General features: G+C 69.2%; 15 protein-coding genes and 1 tRNA gene. 9 read left to right on the top strand and 7 right to left on the bottom strand.

Annotated elements, in window-relative coordinates; genetic code table 11:
- Window positions 1–144: 144 nt before the first annotated feature.
- Window positions 145–1,254, bottom strand: coding sequence for a 3-isopropylmalate dehydrogenase (gene leuB, locus MKK84_RS14840; RefSeq protein ID WP_243920896.1), 1,110 nt, complete (start codon window positions 1,252–1,254; stop codon window positions 145–147).
- A gap of 418 nt (window positions 1,255–1,672) precedes the next feature.
- Here leuB and MKK84_RS14835 point away from each other — a divergent pair, with 418 nt between their 5' ends.
- The 3 genes from MKK84_RS14835 (at window position 1,673) to MKK84_RS14825 (ending at window position 4,571) form a co-directional block, all read left to right on the top strand.
- Window positions 1,673–3,247, top strand: a complete 1,575-nt coding sequence (locus MKK84_RS14835) for a 2-isopropylmalate synthase (protein WP_243920894.1) — start codon at window positions 1,673–1,675, stop codon at window positions 3,245–3,247.
- A 100-nt stretch (window positions 3,248–3,347) separates the two neighbouring features.
- Window positions 3,348–3,423 (top strand) — tRNA-Lys (locus tag MKK84_RS14830).
- A 986-nt stretch (window positions 3,424–4,409) separates the two neighbouring features.
- Entirely contained in the window at window positions 4,410–4,571 is a 162-nt protein-coding gene (locus tag MKK84_RS14825; protein ID WP_243920892.1) for a hypothetical protein, read from the top strand.
- A 45-nt stretch (window positions 4,572–4,616) separates the two neighbouring features.
- Here the strand turns inward: MKK84_RS14825 and MKK84_RS14820 are convergent, their stop codons facing one another.
- The 3 genes from MKK84_RS14820 to MKK84_RS14810 form a co-directional block, all read right to left on the bottom strand.
- Window positions 4,617–4,775, bottom strand: coding sequence for a hypothetical protein (locus tag MKK84_RS14820; protein ID WP_243920890.1), 159 nt, complete (start codon window positions 4,773–4,775; stop codon window positions 4,617–4,619).
- Between the two features lie 270 nt (window positions 4,776–5,045).
- A complete protein-coding gene (locus tag MKK84_RS14815) occupies window positions 5,046–5,300 on the bottom strand; it encodes a hypothetical protein (RefSeq protein ID WP_243920888.1) in 255 nt (84 codons plus the stop codon).
- A 133-nt stretch (window positions 5,301–5,433) separates the two neighbouring features.
- Entirely contained in the window at window positions 5,434–5,928 is a 495-nt protein-coding gene (locus tag MKK84_RS14810; RefSeq protein WP_243920886.1) for a phosphohydrolase, read from the bottom strand.
- Window positions 5,929–6,199: 271 nt separating this feature from the next.
- On the opposite strand from MKK84_RS14810, the gene MKK84_RS14805 reads away from it, so the two are divergent.
- A complete protein-coding gene (locus tag MKK84_RS14805; protein ID WP_243920884.1) occupies window positions 6,200–6,442 on the top strand; it encodes a hypothetical protein in 243 nt (80 codons plus the stop codon).
- A gap of 102 nt (window positions 6,443–6,544) precedes the next feature.
- On the opposite strand, the gene MKK84_RS14800 is transcribed toward MKK84_RS14805, so the two are convergent.
- Window positions 6,545–6,943, bottom strand: a complete 399-nt coding sequence (locus MKK84_RS14800) for a PRC-barrel domain-containing protein (RefSeq protein ID WP_243920882.1) — start codon at window positions 6,941–6,943, stop codon at window positions 6,545–6,547.
- 290 nt (window positions 6,944–7,233) lie between these two features.
- Here MKK84_RS14800 and MKK84_RS14795 point away from each other — a divergent pair, with 290 nt between their 5' ends.
- On the top strand, window positions 7,234–8,106 hold the full coding sequence (locus MKK84_RS14795) for a DMT family transporter (protein ID WP_243920880.1): 873 nt from the start codon (window positions 7,234–7,236) through the stop codon (window positions 8,104–8,106).
- Window positions 8,107–8,124: 18 nt separating this feature from the next.
- On the opposite strand, the gene MKK84_RS14790 is transcribed toward MKK84_RS14795, so the two are convergent.
- Complete coding sequence (locus MKK84_RS14790; protein WP_243920878.1) at window positions 8,125–9,048, bottom strand: hypothetical protein; 924 nt, start codon at window positions 9,046–9,048, stop codon at window positions 8,125–8,127.
- A gap of 136 nt (window positions 9,049–9,184) precedes the next feature.
- Between MKK84_RS14790 and MKK84_RS14785 the strand changes: the two genes are divergently transcribed.
- From MKK84_RS14785 to MKK84_RS14770, 4 genes are all read left to right on the top strand, one after another.
- Entirely contained in the window at window positions 9,185–9,748 is a 564-nt protein-coding gene (locus MKK84_RS14785; protein WP_243920877.1) for a nitroreductase, read from the top strand.
- A gap of 193 nt (window positions 9,749–9,941) precedes the next feature.
- Window positions 9,942–10,571 (top strand): flavin reductase family protein, encoded by a 630-nt coding sequence (locus tag MKK84_RS14780; RefSeq protein WP_243920875.1) that lies wholly within the window; start codon window positions 9,942–9,944, stop codon window positions 10,569–10,571.
- Between the two features lie 90 nt (window positions 10,572–10,661).
- On the top strand, window positions 10,662–11,762 hold the full coding sequence (locus tag MKK84_RS14775) for a lytic transglycosylase domain-containing protein (protein WP_243921342.1): 1,101 nt from the start codon (window positions 10,662–10,664) through the stop codon (window positions 11,760–11,762).
- Window positions 11,759–13,282, top strand: a complete 1,524-nt coding sequence (locus MKK84_RS14770) for a DUF2336 domain-containing protein (RefSeq protein WP_243920873.1) — start codon at window positions 11,759–11,761, stop codon at window positions 13,280–13,282. Before MKK84_RS14775 ends, MKK84_RS14770 begins: the two co-directional genes overlap by 4 nt.
- Window positions 13,283–13,323: 41 nt before the next feature.
- Here MKK84_RS14770 and MKK84_RS14765 read toward each other — a convergent pair whose 3' ends face one another.
- Window positions 13,324–15,189 (bottom strand): glycoside hydrolase family 15 protein, encoded by a 1,866-nt coding sequence (locus MKK84_RS14765; RefSeq protein ID WP_243920871.1) that lies wholly within the window; start codon window positions 15,187–15,189, stop codon window positions 13,324–13,326.
- Between the last annotated feature and the right edge of the window lie 182 nt (window positions 15,190–15,371).

The following is a 15,371-nucleotide window of genomic DNA, read 5'->3' as shown; positions in this document are numbered from 1 at the left end:
GTCGCTGCCATCTGCCCTGCCTTTCGGTCGAAGCAGCCCCGTTCTTCATCACAAGCGAAGCGTTCCGGGGCAGCCCGATCTTGCGAGCATGACGCCACGCCATGTTGCTGCGTTCGCAAAGGCGGGGATCGGCCCCGTGCGCGTTCAGCCCACGCGGGCTCGCAACGCATCCGCCACCGCAGCCGCCATGGCGCGCGTGCCCATCGGGTTCGTGCCCTCGCCAGCGATGTCGGCGGTACGCGCACCACCCGCGAGCGCGTCGGTGATGGCACCGTCCAGGGCGTCGGCGGCGTCGCCGAGGCCGAAGGAGTAGCGCAGGCACATGGTTAGCGAGCCGATCATGGCGATCGGGTTGGCCTTGTCCTGGCCGGCAATGTCCGGCGCCGAACCGTGGCACGGCTCGTACAGCGCCCGGCGCAGGCCGCTGTCATCGACAGCGCCCAACGAGGCCGAGGGCAGCATGCCGAGCGAGCCGGTGAGCATCGCGGCAAGATCGGACAGCACGTCGCCGAATAGGTTGTCGGTCACCAGCACGTCGAACTGCTTCGGTCGGCGCACGAGCTGCATGGCGCAATTGTCGGCCAGGATGTGCTCGAGCTGGATGTCGGCGTAATGCTCGGCATGGAGCTTGGTGACGACCTCCTTCCAGAGCACGCCCGACTTCATCACGTTGTGCTTCTCGGCCGAGGCGACCCGGCCCGAGCGCTTGGCCGCGAGGTCGAAGGCGACGCGGGCGATCCGCTCGATCTCGCCGGTCGTGTAGACCTGGGTGTCCACGGCACGCTTGGAGCCGTCCGGCAGCACCGTGATTTCCTTCGGCTCGCCGAAATAGACGCCGCCGGTCAGCTCGCGGACGATCATGATGTCGAGGCCCTCGACCAGCTCGCGCTTCAGGGCCGAAGCCTCGGCCAGCGCCGGGTAGCAGATCGCGGGGCGCAGATTGGCGAACAGGTCGAGATCCTTGCGCAGGCGCAGAAGGCCGGCTTCGGGACGGTTCTCGTACGAAACGCCCGCCCATTTCGGTCCGCCGACTGCGCCGAGCAGGATCGCGTCTGCGGCCTTGGCGCGCGCCATCGTCGCGTCCGAGATCGGGAGGCCGTGGGCGTCGAGCGCACAGCCGCCCACGAGGTCGGTCTCGGTCTCGAAGGTGGCGAGCCCGGTCTCCTTCAGCGCGTCCAGCACGACCTGCATGCCGCCCGCCACCTCCGGGCCGATCCCATCGCCGGGGAGGAGCAGGAGCTTGTAGCTGGCCATGGCGGTCTCGCGGATTCTGTCTCGACGTGCTGGCGGGGCTTTATCGAGGCGGGACAGCGATTGGCAAGGCGTCCGCACCCTCGTTGCCGGCGCAGCCCTTGTGTTTCGGGCATCCAAGCGCTACGCCGTCGCTTACCGCGCGTATGCTGCCCTGTGCCGTCCGCGCCCCACCCGGGAGAGACGAGCCTTGGCCAGAGCCGGCTCAGCGACCGAGACCGTCCGCACCGCCGCTACGGTGCAACGGCTCCGTGCGCGCCGCGCCGGGCTTCGCCTTCCGCTTCCGCTTACCCGCCCCTGAGGGCCGTCCGGGCGCGCGCGCCTGGGCCTTCAGGGGATTGTCTCACATTCGCGAACCCGCCCGCCTGGGCATCACGCCGCGCCGCGCCACATGCCGGGCGGCCCGCGACAGGGTAAGACCATGACTTCGACGACCTCCGCGACCAGCACCACCGCCCGCGACCGGATCCTCATCTTCGACACCACGTTGCGCGACGGCGAGCAATGCCCCGGCGCCACCATGACGTTCGACGAGAAGTTGGCGGTGGCCGAACTCCTCGACACCATGGGTGTCGACATCATCGAGGCGGGCTTCCCAATCGCCTCGATCGGCGATTTCGAAGCGGTGTCGGAGATCGCGAAGCGCACCAAGCGCGCCACCATCGCGGGCCTCGCCCGCGCGATTCCCGCCGATATCGCCCGGGCCGGCGAGGCGGTGCGGCACGCCCAGCGCGCGCGGATCCACACCTTCGTGTCGACCTCGCCGATTCACCTTGCGCACCAGATGCGCAAGAGCCAGGACGAGGTGGTCGAGATCATCCTCAAGACGGTGGCCCAGGCCCGCGACCTCGTCGAGGACGTGGAATGGTCGGCCATGGACGCGACCCGCACGCCGCTCGATTACCTGTGCCGCTGCGTCGAGGCCGCCATCAAGGCCGGTGCCACGACGATCAACCTGCCCGACACGGTGGGCTACGCCACGCCCGGCGAGTATCGCGACATGTTCGCCAATGTGCGCGAGCGCGTGCCGAACGCCGACAAGGCCGTGTTCTCGGTCCATTGCCATAACGACTTGGGCCTCGCGATCGCCAACTCGCTGGCCGGCATCGAAGGCGGCGCCCGGCAGGTCGAGTGCACGATCAACGGCATCGGCGAGCGGGCCGGCAACGCGGCGCTCGAGGAGATCGTGATGGCGCTGCGCACCCGCTCGGACGTGCTGCCCTACGAGACCGGTGTCGAGTCGACCATGCTGACCCGCGCGTCGAAGCTCGTGAGCCACGCCACCAACTTCCCCGTGCAGTTCAACAAGGCGATCGTCGGCCGCAATGCCTTCGCGCATGAGAGTGGCATCCACCAGGACGGCATGCTCAAGAACTCCGAGACCTACGAGATCATGACCCCGGCCTCTGTCGGCTTGAGCAAGACCTCGTTGGTGATGGGCAAGCATTCCGGCCGGGCGGCGTTCCGCTCGAAGCTGGAGGATCTCGGCCTGCACCTGTCCGACAACCAGTTCCAGGACGCGTTCGAGCGGTTCAAGGCGCTCGCCGACCGGAAGAAGCATGTCTACGACGAGGATATCGCGGCGCTGGTGGATGAGAATCTCGCCACGGCCCACGACCGGATCCGGCTGGTCTCCCTGTCGGTGATCGCCGGCACCCGGGGCCCCCAGCGGGCGACGCTCCGCATCGCCGACGAGACCGGCACGCGAATAGAGGAAGCGGACGGCAACGGTCCGGTGGATGCGGTGTTCAACGCGATCTCGGCGCTGGTGCCGCATCAGGCGCAGCTGGAGCTCTATCAAGTCCACGCGGTGACGGGCGGGACGGACGCGCAGGCCGAGGTCTCGGTGCGCCTGCGGGATGGCGAGCGCAGCGTCACGGCCCGCGGCGCCGACCCGGACACGCTGGTCGCCTCGGCGAAGGCGTATCTCTCCGCGCTGAACAAGCTGTCGGCCCACGCGGTGCGCGTGCATGCACAGCATGCAGCGGCGGAATGAGAAAAAGAGCGGCTGGGGGTGGACAGCCCCCGGCCGCGTTGGTATCAGCCCGCCACCCCAGCGGACTTGGTGGCCGCCGGGGTGGATCGCAAATGCGATCGGGCGCATAGCTCAGTTGGTAGAGCAGCTGACTCTTAATCAGCGGGTCCTAGGTTCGAACCCTAGTGCGCCCACCATTCCCTCCGCATGACGAAATGATTTCGCCGGTCTGTCAGATTGACAGCCGGGATGGGCTCAGCCCTGCGGCTTGGTGCTTTATCATCTCGGCGGGGTCGGCCCCCGAACCTTGAGGAGCCCACCATCGTCGCTCTGCGGATCGCCACCCTGCTCTGCTGTGCACCGGCCCTCGGTGCCTGCGTGGGTCCGTCTGCAACAGGGCCCCACGCCGCTGCTATCGAGCCGCTCGCGATCTCCAACAGCGCCCTGCCGCCGAGCTATGAGCCCGGCCGGCTTCTGAGACCCGGCCTCGGAGCCGGTGGCGGCGTCGATCCCGCAGCGCAGCTCGATAAGTCCGCCCGCGACAGGGCTGCGTGGGCCCCCCTGCGCGCCGGCCCGATTGGCCGATCAGCCATTGTCGATACGCGGAATGCCGGCCGCTCGGGTTCACGCGATGCAGCTGGGCTCAACGGCATGGCCAGCATGCCGCCGGCCGGGAATGACGATCGACGTGGTGTGCCGACGCCGATCCGGGGCCGGGATTCGACCATGGATCGCCTTGAACGTGCGGGACAGCGGACGGCCAAGCCGATCTGCGGCGATTGCTAAGCCCGGCAGAGGTGTCGATAGACCACCGCATGCCCTCGCGGGGCTGATCGGATGGCGCTGCTCATCACCCGAGACGAAGCCGACGGGCTGGATTCTCGTCCCTCGATCGTGTGCCGGAGCACGTCAACCCTGAAAGCTTGAGCTTACATCGGAGACACGCCGCGAACACAACCGCGCACCCGATGGAGATAGACAATGACCGTCATCACCCGCCTCACCGTCGCCGCTGCCGCCGCCGCCGCGACCGTTGCAGTCCTGGCCGGCACCTATGCCGAGATGCTCGACCGGGCCCTGCCGCTGCACTTCGTCTGATCACGGCGACTGCAAGCCGCATGACACACGAAACCTGAGGCGCCGCCGTTCCCGCGGCGGCGCGCTCCAACGGTAGAGACGAGCCATGGACGGGATCCTGCACTGGGCAGTCGATCGCACGCTCCACGTCATCGACGCACTCGATGACCTGATCACGGCGGCAGCCGCAGGCTTCACAGCCGCCACCCCGATGATCATCGCCCAGAACGGCGATGCCCCATCCGAACCAGGCCCGACAGGGCACTGACAACCGACGCAGGGACAGCAACCGCGGAAACAGGCCGGCGGCCGGCTACTGCTTCTGGTTGCTCGGGGCGGATTGATCGGTTTGCGGCTCCAGCTTTTGGGAATCCGGCTTCGTCGGCGCGTTGTTCTGCGCCTGCTTGTCGTCGCAGGCTGCCAGCCCGCAAATCAGAAGCCCGAGGCATGCGACCCGTTTCAACATCAGCATGGATCCTCCCTAGAAGTGCATCGAGAAGGTCGAACCTCCGACCTTCAGCCCCCCTCCGTACCGGTCGCCCAGGTGGCGCGAAGGGCCGGAGCTATGACGGGTGCGGCTCTGGTGGCGTCGGCCTGACCCTTCAGTCACGGTCCGGCCGGCGGCTCCGACAATCCCAAAGGTCACGAATGTTACGGCTGCGGAGCGGCGGGCACCGCGTGGTCCTCGACTCCGCCCGAGTCACTCGGGCAGAGCGTTCCGCAGGTGCTGGTTCCGTGGGCCTCAGCGGCCCGAGGGACCCGGCTTCGATCCGGAGCCGGCGTCGTTGGCGCCCGTGCTGTTGGTTGTCCCGGAACGGCTCATCGACCCGGTGGATGGCCCGCTGCCGTTCGCGCCCGGGGTCGATCCCGAACCGGCATCGTTGGGGCCGGTGCTGTTGGCCGTGCCGGAGCGGCTCGTTCCGCCAGCGCTCTCGGCTGCCAGGGCGGGCGTAGCGGCGACGACGAGGCCGGCGAGAACAAGGGTCGTAAGCTTCATGGCGTGTCTCCCTTTTTGGGCCGGCAGCCGCAGGCAGATCGGCACCGGTTCTCCGGGGAACCCCGCTTTGGCGTGGCTGTTCCTGGGCCCACGCGCAGACGTTCGGGACGGGCCGTCCCGGATCGGGGCAACGTCAGCGGCCCGTATAGCCCTTCGCGGCTGCGGCTTCCCTGAGCCGCTCGAACGCCGTGGCGTAACGCTCCCGCAGGAAGGATGCGGAAGGCGGGATTCGGGCGGGGACGAGGTTGTCCTCCGTGTCGGACATCTTCACGAGGATCGCGGCCAGATCGTCAGCCTCGATCAGCGTGGTGATCCGGTCCGAATAGGCGATTCGTGTTGCGGGCTTCGTGAGCAGCGTCACGGTCCGGATGATCGCAGGTGCGAAACCGGCCACGCGCAGGTCCGAGGCGGTACGCGGGGTATCCTCCAGCACATCGTGAAGCAACGCGGCCTGCATAAACTGCATCGGATCGAGGTCCAATCCGTCGACGAGGCGGGCGTGGCCGGCTCGAGCGAGGGCAGCGTTTGCGACGCGCTCCAAGTGCCGCATGCAGGGTTCGCCACCCTTGTCGAGTTGGCCCGCATGCGCGGTGAGAGCGAAGGTGTGAGCATCGAAGATCGTCGACACGGGCCTCCCCGCCAAAGTCGTCCGGCAGCGCGAACCATCTGTCCGCTCCAAGACGGAGACTCACAGCCGCGCTACCGCGTTCCCGCGCCGCGACCCGGTCGCGTCACTTAAGCAGTCGGCTCAATACGGGCCTACCACGTTTCGAGGATGCCGAAAATTTCTGTTTCGTCATAAAGTTATTGGCGGCATCACTATTGCCCAAGTGACCATGCACTGCCATTTCTTGTCTTGAAATCGGACAAGCGGTGGTTCGCAGTCCAGGATTGAGCCAATGGCGTCCGTTGCACTCGAGAAGCCGCTTGATGTCGGTGGTCCGATCAGCCGCCGTGCCGCCGCTCTGGCCAATATAAAATGGTTTCGTGCCCTGGCGTCGCGTGCCCTCCGGGAGGGTGGGCCACAGGCCGAACTCCGCGCGTCCAACGCGCGGGCTGCAGCGCGCATCATCCTCCGTCAGGCGCGGCGGGAAGCGCTGGTCTCGCGCTTGGCGCGCGAAGCGCTCGACGGCCACATCTGAGCGGCACGGTTGAGTGGGGCGGCCGGCGGTTTCCGTCGCCGCGCCACCTAGCGGTGCCGGACCGTCCCCGCCCAGTCTTCGGGCGGGGACGCATTCAGACGATCAGCGCTTGAACTTGCCGTCGTACTTGAACTCGGGCGCAGCCTTGAGCTGCTCCTTGGTGGCGCCGATGATTGCCTTCCACTTCTTGGCGTCGGCATCGTAGCCGAGGGCGATCGACGACGGCGAGACCGCGACGTAGTGCTCGCCCATCCCGAGGAAGCCGCCGACCGAGACGATGTAGCCGGTGAGCTTGTCGTGATCGATCACGAGGTCCTTGATCTCGCCGACCGTGCTGTTCTGCGCGTCAGTGATGTTGAGACCGATCAGGTTGTAGCTCAGAACCGCGTCCTGCGGGACCGACTCAAACTTCGGGGCGACGGTCTTGGGCGCCTCATTGGCGGCGAGGGCCGGGCCGGCCAAAGCTGCAACGGCGAGGGTGGCGAGGACGAAGCGGCGCATCGGTATCTCCAGAAGCCCAAATGGGTCGCTGGTAAGCCGCAGCGCCCGGTATCGTTCCGGCGCATCCCAGAAATGTTAATCTCGAAAACATGGAACGATCGGCGACCGTCGCCGATGCGCACGCGGCCTCGATAGCTCGGTTTCGCGCGGTGGCTGTGAACCGTACTGCTTGCAGACCAGGACAGATCGACCGCACGACGCGGCATCGTCCCTGGCCGGATGGGTTCGGCGATGCCACCCCGCTGCGAAGGGGCGAGCGGGAGGGACGGGTGACGGGACGGGCGGTTCAAATGACGGCGGCGCAGCACGGCGCTGCGGGCGCATGGATCGATGGACTCATCGGCGTCTCCATCTTCAGCGCATCGCTGGTGGCGACACGCCTCGCGCTCACCGGCATGGATGCGCTGTTCCTCAGCGCCGCCCGGGCAGCCCTGGCCGGCCTCGCCGGCGCGATGGCCCTCGCGGCCTTCCGGGAAAAGCGTCCCCGCGGGCGGGACATCCCCGCACTGATGATCGTGGCGGCCGGCGTGGTGGTGGGCTTCCCTGTGCTCACGGCCCTGGCTCTGCGGACCGTGAGCGCGGCGCACGGCACGGTTTTCGTCGGTCTGCTACCGCTCGCCACGGCCTTGTTCGGAGCCCTTCGCTCCGGTGAGCGGCCGTCTCCCACGTTCTGGCTGCTCTCGATCTGCGGGGCTCTGATCACCGTCGGCTTCGCCGCGCGCGGCCTCGAGAGTCCGCCCGGACTCGGCGATGCCCTGATGTTCGCTGCGGTCCTGGTCTGCGGCCTGGGTTATGCCGAGGGCGGCGTCCTGGCGCGACGACTCGGTGGCTGGCAGGTGATCGCCTGGGCCACGGTGCTGTCGCTGCCGGTGAGCCTGCCGCTGGCGCTGATCCTGAGCCCGAGCGCGTTCGCGTCCATCCCCATGCCGGCCTGGGCAGGGCTCGCCTACGTGGCGCTGTTCAGCATGCTGATCGGCTTCGTGTTCTGGTACCGGGCGCTCGCCCGGGGTGGGATCGCCGCGATCGGACAGCTTCAGCTGCTGCAGCCGTTCCTGGGGCTCGGCGTCGCCGCCCTCGTGTTGGGCGAGCGGATCGAACCTGCGATGATCGGTGCGGCGGCGGCGGTCGCGCTCTGCGTGGCCCTGGCCCGGCGGTTCGCATGAGGCACGCCGCCGGAGGTATCAGCCAGACTTGGCCACCACCTCGATGTCGCGGTCGAGCCCGCTCTCGACCTTGAACTCGCGGGTATAGACCTGCCCGTCGTGACGGGCGATCAGCACGTAGTCGCCCTCCGCGAGCGTCACCTGCGGGAAGGCCCCGATGGCTTCCCGAATCGTGTCGCCGCCGGGCGTGAGCACCGAGAACGCGGTGCCGGCGAACGCCTCCGCGCCCGGCGCCGCCACGAGCTTCAGGGTCACGGTCGCGGCCCGATGGTTGAGGGTCGCTTCCGTCACCTTGCCGTTCTCCACGCGGAGGTCCGCGCGCTGGATCGCGTTCGACTCTCCGTAGATCGACACAACATGGTAGGTGCCCTCCGGCAGCCGGAGCAACTCGCCGGTCTTGATGCCGCCGCGCACCAGCCGCCCCTCGGAATTTGTCCCGACCGGTACGAAGACCGAGAACGACACTTCGCCGGGGGGGATCTTCTGGTCGCCGACCGCGCCCGAGAGCTTCAGCGCGCCGGCCGCGACGCGCAGCGTCTCGGTGATCGGCTGGCCCGCCATCACGATCCGCTTGGACGCGCTGGCAAAGCCGTACGCCACGGTCGCCGTGTAGGTGCCGGGAGCCAGTACGAAGCGCGGCTCGGCCTCGGTCGAACGGGCGACGATCGAGGGCCGGACACCGTCGTTGGCTTCCTCGTAGATCCGCCACGCGAGCCCCTGGCGCAGCGGAATTCCGGGGCCCGACAGCAGCGCCGACAGGGCAAGGGGGGCGTCCGGCTCGGCGGAGGGGAGGGCGGGCGGCAGATTCGGCGTCGTGATCGACGGCGAGGGCAGGGGACCGCCAAGGCGATTCTGAAGCGGATCCTGCTGGGCGCGGGCGGGCACGAGCGCTGATCCCGTGACGAGAATCGCCAACGCCATCGCGGCCAGCCTCGTGCGCATCGATCGGATCCCTTGCCTCCGCCCGGCGGATGGCCCCCGCCTCTGCATCGGGACCATGGCGACGGCAAGGCCGCACTTCCCGGCGCGACCCGCGCATGCCACATCCCGTCGGCATCGCGAACCTGGGACGACGCGCATGACCGCCACCCTCGAACTCTTGAAGACCCGTCGCTCGGTGCCGCCGCTGCTGCTGGACGAGCCCGGACCCGATCGGGCCCAGCTCGAAACGATCCTGACGGCGGCGTCCCGCGTGCCGGACCACGGCAAGCTCGCACCCTGGCGCTTCATCGTCATCGCAGGGGCAGCGCGGGACCGGGTCGGCGAGACCATCGCGGCGACCTTCGCGGCGGACAATCCGGACGCGACGCCGGAACGCCTCGCGCAGGAGCGCGCCCGCCTGACGCATGCCCCCGTCGCGGTCGCGGTGGTGTCGCGGGCGGGTCCGCACGTGAAGATTCCCGAATGGGAGCAGGTGCTCTCCGTCGGCGCCGCCACCATGAACCTCGTGATCGCCGCGAACGCGGCCGGGTTCGCGACATCCTGGCTGACGGAATGGTTCGCCTACGACCGCCGCGTCCTGGATGCCCTGGGTCTGGCGCCCTCGGAGAAGCTGGCGGGTTTCGTCCATATCGGCCGCGCCCGCGAAGTCCCCTCCGACCGGCCGCGGCCGGCGCTCGACGAGATCGTGACGTATCTCTGAGGGGCCGGTCGGGCAGTCGGCCTGTCCGCTCTCAACCGTCATCGCGCGCGCAGCGAAGCGCGCTCGGGCCCCTCATCGTCGGGCATCGGCTCCGGAATCTGTCTAAGGGGGCGTCTTCCGCCCGCTCCGATGCGTTATGGACCAGTCTACGCCGCTGCCCGGGCCCCGCCGGTCAGCGCTTCGGAGGTCCCCCGTGCATTACGATCTCGACGTTCCCCGCGAGGCGCGCGCGCTTCCGCACAATCCGCTTAAGGCGATCGTGGCGCCGCGTCCGATCGGCTGGATCAGTTCCATGAGCCGCGACGGCAAACTGAACCTCGCGCCCTACTCGTTCTTCAACGCGGTGGCCGACAACATGGTCGCCTTCTCGTCCTCGGGCCGGAAGGACGCGATGACCTTCGCGGAGGAGGGCGCGGAGTTCGTGTGCAGCCTTGCTACCTGGGACCTGCGTGACGGGATGAACGATTCCTCGGCGCCGCTGCCACGCGGCGAGAGCGAGTTCGCCTTCGCCGGGCTCGCCACCGCGCCCTCGCAGAAGGTGCGTCCGCCGCGGGTCGCGGCCTCGCCGGCGGCCCTCGAATGCCGGTGGCTGCAGACCGTACCACTGACCCCGCTCGACGGCACCGAGGCCGAGAACTTTCTCGTCATCGGCCAGGTGGTTTCGATCTACGTCGACGAGGCTTATGTGAAGGACGGGATGGTCGATACCGGGGCGATGCACCCGATCATGCGTGGTGGATACTTCGATTATTTCCAAGTGACGCAGGACACGCGCTTCCAGATGCGCCGGCCGAAGGGCGCGGGCGAGTTCTCACCGTCCTGAAAACGGACCGGGTCTTCGTGATCCGATTGAGAACTTGTTTACCATGGCGAGCGCAGATTCCGGGGGTCTTCAGCCCCCGTGCGCGACCGGATGTTCCTGTTCACCACGCCATCCAGCCCACCTGACAGCCCGCCGCCCCCGGCACGGGCGATGCCGGGCACGGCCGTCTCCGGACCGGTGGTCCAGGCGATCCGCGATGGCGCGATGGCGAGCGGCGTCGGGTTCGACTACCTGCTCGCGACGGCCCGGCGGGAATCCGCCCTCGATCCCGCCGCCAAGGCCGGGACCTCGTCGGCCACGGGGCTGTTCCAGTTCATCGAGCAGACGTGGCTCGGCGTCATGAAGAATGCCGGGCCGCGGCTCGGGCTTCAGGCCGAGGCCGACGCCATCACCCGGCAGGCGGACGGCAGCTACGCGGTGGCGGATGCCGGGCAGAGGCAGGCCATCCTCGACCTGCGCCGGGATCCGAAAGTCTCGGCGACGCTCGCCGGTGCCCTGACGCAGCAGAACGCCGATGCGCTTTCGGGAGCGCTCGGCCGCGAACCGACCGCGGGTGATCTCTACGTGGCGCATGTGCTCGGCGCCAAGGGCGCGGCCGCGCTGATTGCGACCGCGCGCGCCTTCCCCGCCCGCGCCGCCGCCCTCGACCTACCGGAAGCCGCTTCCGCCAACCGGGCCTTGTTCTACGATCGCACGGGCCGCGCGCGGAGCGCCGCAGAACTGTATGCCAGCCTCGCGGCGGCCGCCCAGGGCGCTGCCGCCCAAGGCACTGCGGCCACCGACCTCACGAGCCTGCGCCAGGGAGAGGCGGCGGTACCGCAGGCAGTCTCGGCCTATGCGAGCGCCGCGACGGCCTTCGGCGGCACCAGCGATCTGCGCAGCCTGTTCCAGACGGATCCGCGCGTGACCGCTTCAGATGCTGCCGCGCGGAACCTGCAGGCGCGCAGCCAGGCGCAGCCGGCTGCCTACGCTGCGCCGACCTACTTCCCGCGGACCGGTTCCGATCCGTTCACGGGGGCGCCGAAGCCGGATCCGGACGTGACCGGTGCGCTCGCCGCGCCCGCTGCGCCGCCGCCCGGCAGCGCACTGGCCAACCCGCCCCTGCCGCCGCGGCGCCCGGCTGAGCTCGCCGCGGCGGGTTCCACGGCCACCGTCAGGAACAGCCTGTTCGCACCCCGGAGGGGTCCATGATCATCCGCGAGTTCCTGACCCGGACGCAGAATGCCTCTGCGTCCCGACGCGCCGAGGCGGCCGCGGTCCTGGCGCGGGCCTATCTCTACGGCGACCTCGCCGCGGACGAGGCCTGGGAAGCCAAGACCGCCCTGCTGACCCTGCTGGACGATCCCTCGCCGGTGGTTCGGCGCGCCCTTGCGGAGACCTGTGCGGCCTCGGCGCGGACGCCGCGTCCGCTGGTGGTCGCGCTCTCCTGCGACGTGCCCGAGGTGGCGCGCTTGATCCTGGCGCGATCGCCGGTCCTGACGGACGCCGACCTCGTGGACGCGGCCGCCCTCGGCGACGAGACGACGCGCGCCGTGATCGCCGCCCGCCATCATCTCTCGCACGCGGTCTCCGGGGCGCTGGCCGAGATCGGCGAACTCGAGACCCTGGTCGCGCTCGTCCGCAACCCGACGGCCAAGATCACCGCGGGCCGGATGCTGCGCATGATCGAGCGCCGGGGTGCGGAGGCCGATCTGCGCGAGGCCCTGCTGGGCCGGGCCGACCTCCCGCCGGAGGTGCGCCACGCGCTCGGCCTCGCGGTGGCGCAGGCGCTCTCCGGCTTCGTGATCGACCGGGGCTGGCTCGGAGGTGAGCGCTGCGAGCGGCTGCGCCGCGAGGTCGGCGAGCGCGTCGCCCTCGAAGTCTGCGAAGACAGCGGCGCCGCCGGCATCGCCCGTTTGGTCACTCATCTGCGATCAAGCCACCAACTGACCGCCGGACTGATCCTGCGCGCCGTGCTGTCCGGGCGGACCGAGTTCGCCCTCGCCGCCCTCGCCGACCTGTCCGGCCAGGACCATGCCGGCGTGGCCCGGGCCATGCGCGATCCGCGGAGCTTCGCCGACCTGCACCGGCGGGCCGGTCTCCCCGACGCGCTGCTGCCGGCGATGCAGGCCGCCCTGTCCGCTTGGCAGGATGTCGCCCGGCACGCGATGCCCGTCCGCGGCACCGGCCTGTCGCAGCGGATCATCGCCTGCGCGATCGATGCCTGCGGCAGCCTGCCAGGTGCCGAGATGCAACCGGTCCTCGTGCTCCTCAATCGCTACGAGGCCGAGGCCGCCCGCGACGAGGCCCGGGAAGCCGCCCGTGCCATCGCGGCGGAGGCCGTCGCGCGGGAAACCACGCGCCGCGAGGCCGAGGCGCTGGACGCGACTTGGCGCGCCGCCCTGGAGGATCAGCGCCGGACCGCCTTCGCCGTGGCGTCCGAGGCCACGCCGATCATCGTTTCCGAAGCCGCGATTGCCAGCGTGGCGATCCCGTCGGCCGCAGAACCCAACAACCCAGTCGGGGCGATCCTGGACGCGCTGCCGGACCAGATCCTCGCGTGGTACCGCACCGAGGCGCCGGTTGCGGATCCGAAAGCCGAGGCGGCAACGGAAGCCGTGTTGAACGGCCTGGAAGACAGCCTGCTCGACCAGTTCCGCGCGAGCCGCATTTCCGTGCCGCCCGCATTCGTAGTGGGTGAGTCCGATAAGGCAGCCCGGATCGCTGCCTAACGGCGGTCTAAAGAGGGCGGCCCTTTTTCAGCCGGCGCTTCTCACTCGGCCGCCCGCCGCGCCTGCGCATCGGCCGCGTCCGCGAGGCCGTAGCGGGCGATGGTGTCCTCAAGGCGCAGCGCTGCGTTGATCAGCGCCATGTGCGAAAACCCCTGCGGCGTGTTCCCGCGCTGCGCGCCGGTCGCCGGATCGATCTCCTCGGCGAACAGCCCGAGATCGTTGCCCCGGGCGATCAGCCGCTCGAAAGCGGCTTTGGCCTCAGCGGTGCGGCCGTCGAGGGCGAGGCAGCCGACGCGCCAGAACGCGCAGGCCGTGAAGGTGCCCTCATCGCCTTCGAGCCCGTCCTCCATGCGATAGCGGTAGATCAGGTCGCCAGCGCCGAGTTCCCGCTCCACTGCGGCCAGGGTCGCACGCGTGCGCGGATCCCGCGGATCGAGGGCTCCGAACAGGACGACACGCAGCACCGCCGCGTCGAGGTGATGCGAATCGTAGGCGCCGACATAGGCCTGCTTCTCCTCGCTCCAGCCCCGGTCCAGATACTCAGCCCGGACCTCGGCGGCGATGCGCTCCCACTCAGCGATCTTCGCCTCCGGGATGCCCTTGATGTTCCGGGCAATCCGGGCCGCGTCGGTCAGCGCCACCCAGATCATCGCCTTGGTGTGGACCTGATGGCGCGGCCCCGTCCGCAACTCCCAGATCCCGCTGTCCGGATCGTGCCGGTGGCGGATCGCCCGCGCCGTCAGGTTGTCAAGCACCTCCGGCAGGCGGTCGTTGACCTTCTCGGGCGGGTCGTAGTCGACCGCTTCGAGGAAGATGCACAGGGCCCGCAGCAATTCGCCGTAGATGTCGTGCTGGTCCTGACCCTCGGCGAGATTGCCGATGACCACGGGCCGCACGCCGCTCCAACCGGCGAGATGACTGAGTTCCTCCTCGGGCGGCATGCCGTCGGCAATGCCGTACATCAGGCGCGTGTCGCGGCCGTAGGAGCCATCCCGCTCACGCAGGAAGCGGAGGAATTCGGAGGCCTCGCGCACGTAGCCAAGCATCACGAAAGCCGTCACCGTGAAGGAGGCATCGCGCATCCAGGTGAAGCGGTAGTCGTAGTTGCGGTTGCCCGGCACGGCCTCGGGCAGACCAGCGGTCGCGGCGGCCAGGATGCCGCCGGAGGGCGAATACGTCAGCAGCTTCAGGCAGAGGGCCGAGCGCATCACGGCCTCCCGATAGGCCCCGCGATAGGTGCTGCGGGCGCACCAGCGATGCCAGTACTCGACGGTGCTCTTCAGGCGGCGCTGCGCGCCTTCGAAGTCGTCGATCGAGGCATCCTGCTGGTCCTCTCCGTGGGTGAGGACCAGATACGCGGTCTCGCCAGCGGCCAGGGTGAACCGGATCTCGGCGCGTCCCTCGACCACCGCGGGCTGCGGATGCGCGTTGACCCGCAGGCGCCAGTCGCCGGCCTCGAACAGCACGGAGGCACCCTCGACGATGGGCGTGCAGGGGCGGCGCGCGTAATCGAAGGTCGGGCAAACCCGGAACAGTCCCGTGACGCTGCCCGTCTCGCAGGTGAGCATGCGGATCAGCCGGCTTTCGCCCTCGCCGTCCGGCCCTTCGTCGGGCTCGGGGCTCGGGGGATTGACCGGCATCACGTCGATCAGGCGCGCGCGCCCAGTTCGTGTCGTAAAAGTCGTCTCAAGGATGTTGGTGTCGGGCAGATAGCGCCGCTCCGTCCCATCGAGGCCGTCGAACGCCACGCTGCAGGCGCCGCCTTTCTCGTCGTCGAGGAGCTTCACGAACAGGGCGGGCGAATCGTGGCGCGGCCAACACAACCAGTCGATCGAGCCATCGCGGGCGATCAGCGCGCAGGAATGGGTGTCGCCGATGAGGGCGTAGTCGCTGATGGGCTTCGACACGAAGATGTCCGGCTGGCGGCTTCACCCGTCAAGCTGGGCGAACGCTGAACCGGGGAGGTAGCCGGGGTCCGCAGCGTTGGGAGTCCGGCTCGACGATTCGCCGCAGGACCGGGGCGCGATCGGGCTCAGGACGTCGGGGCTCATCCGAATATCGGGATCGGATTCTGAAGAGACGTCTCCGA

The sequence above is a fragment of the Methylobacterium sp. E-065 genome (assembly GCF_022829605.1).
GTDB lineage: Bacteria > Pseudomonadota > Alphaproteobacteria > Rhizobiales > Beijerinckiaceae > Methylobacterium.
Note: the sequence above shows the minus strand (reverse complement) of the source record. Positions and strands in the feature narration are given on the sequence as shown.

Coding starts and splice junctions, on each gene's coding strand:
- leuB (WP_243920896.1), bottom strand. CDS start 1,254: ATGGCCAGCTACAAGCTCCTGCTCCTCCCCGGCGATGGGATCGGCCCG.
- MKK84_RS14835 (WP_243920894.1), top strand. CDS start 1,673: ATGACTTCGACGACCTCCGCGACCAGCACCACCGCCCGCGACCGGATC.
- MKK84_RS14825 (WP_243920892.1), top strand. CDS start 4,410: ATGGACGGGATCCTGCACTGGGCAGTCGATCGCACGCTCCACGTCATC.
- MKK84_RS14820 (WP_243920890.1), bottom strand. CDS start 4,775: ATGCTGATGTTGAAACGGGTCGCATGCCTCGGGCTTCTGATTTGCGGG.
- MKK84_RS14815 (WP_243920888.1), bottom strand. CDS start 5,300: ATGAAGCTTACGACCCTTGTTCTCGCCGGCCTCGTCGTCGCCGCTACG.
- MKK84_RS14805 (WP_243920884.1), top strand. CDS start 6,200: ATGGCGTCCGTTGCACTCGAGAAGCCGCTTGATGTCGGTGGTCCGATC.
- MKK84_RS14800 (WP_243920882.1), bottom strand. CDS start 6,943: ATGCGCCGCTTCGTCCTCGCCACCCTCGCCGTTGCAGCTTTGGCCGGC.
- MKK84_RS14795 (WP_243920880.1), top strand. CDS start 7,234: ATGACGGCGGCGCAGCACGGCGCTGCGGGCGCATGGATCGATGGACTC.
- MKK84_RS14790 (WP_243920878.1), bottom strand. CDS start 9,048: ATGCGCACGAGGCTGGCCGCGATGGCGTTGGCGATTCTCGTCACGGGA.
- MKK84_RS14785 (WP_243920877.1), top strand. CDS start 9,185: ATGACCGCCACCCTCGAACTCTTGAAGACCCGTCGCTCGGTGCCGCCG.
- MKK84_RS14775 (WP_243921342.1), top strand. CDS start 10,662: ATGTTCCTGTTCACCACGCCATCCAGCCCACCTGACAGCCCGCCGCCC.
- MKK84_RS14770 (WP_243920873.1), top strand. CDS start 11,759: ATGATCATCCGCGAGTTCCTGACCCGGACGCAGAATGCCTCTGCGTCC.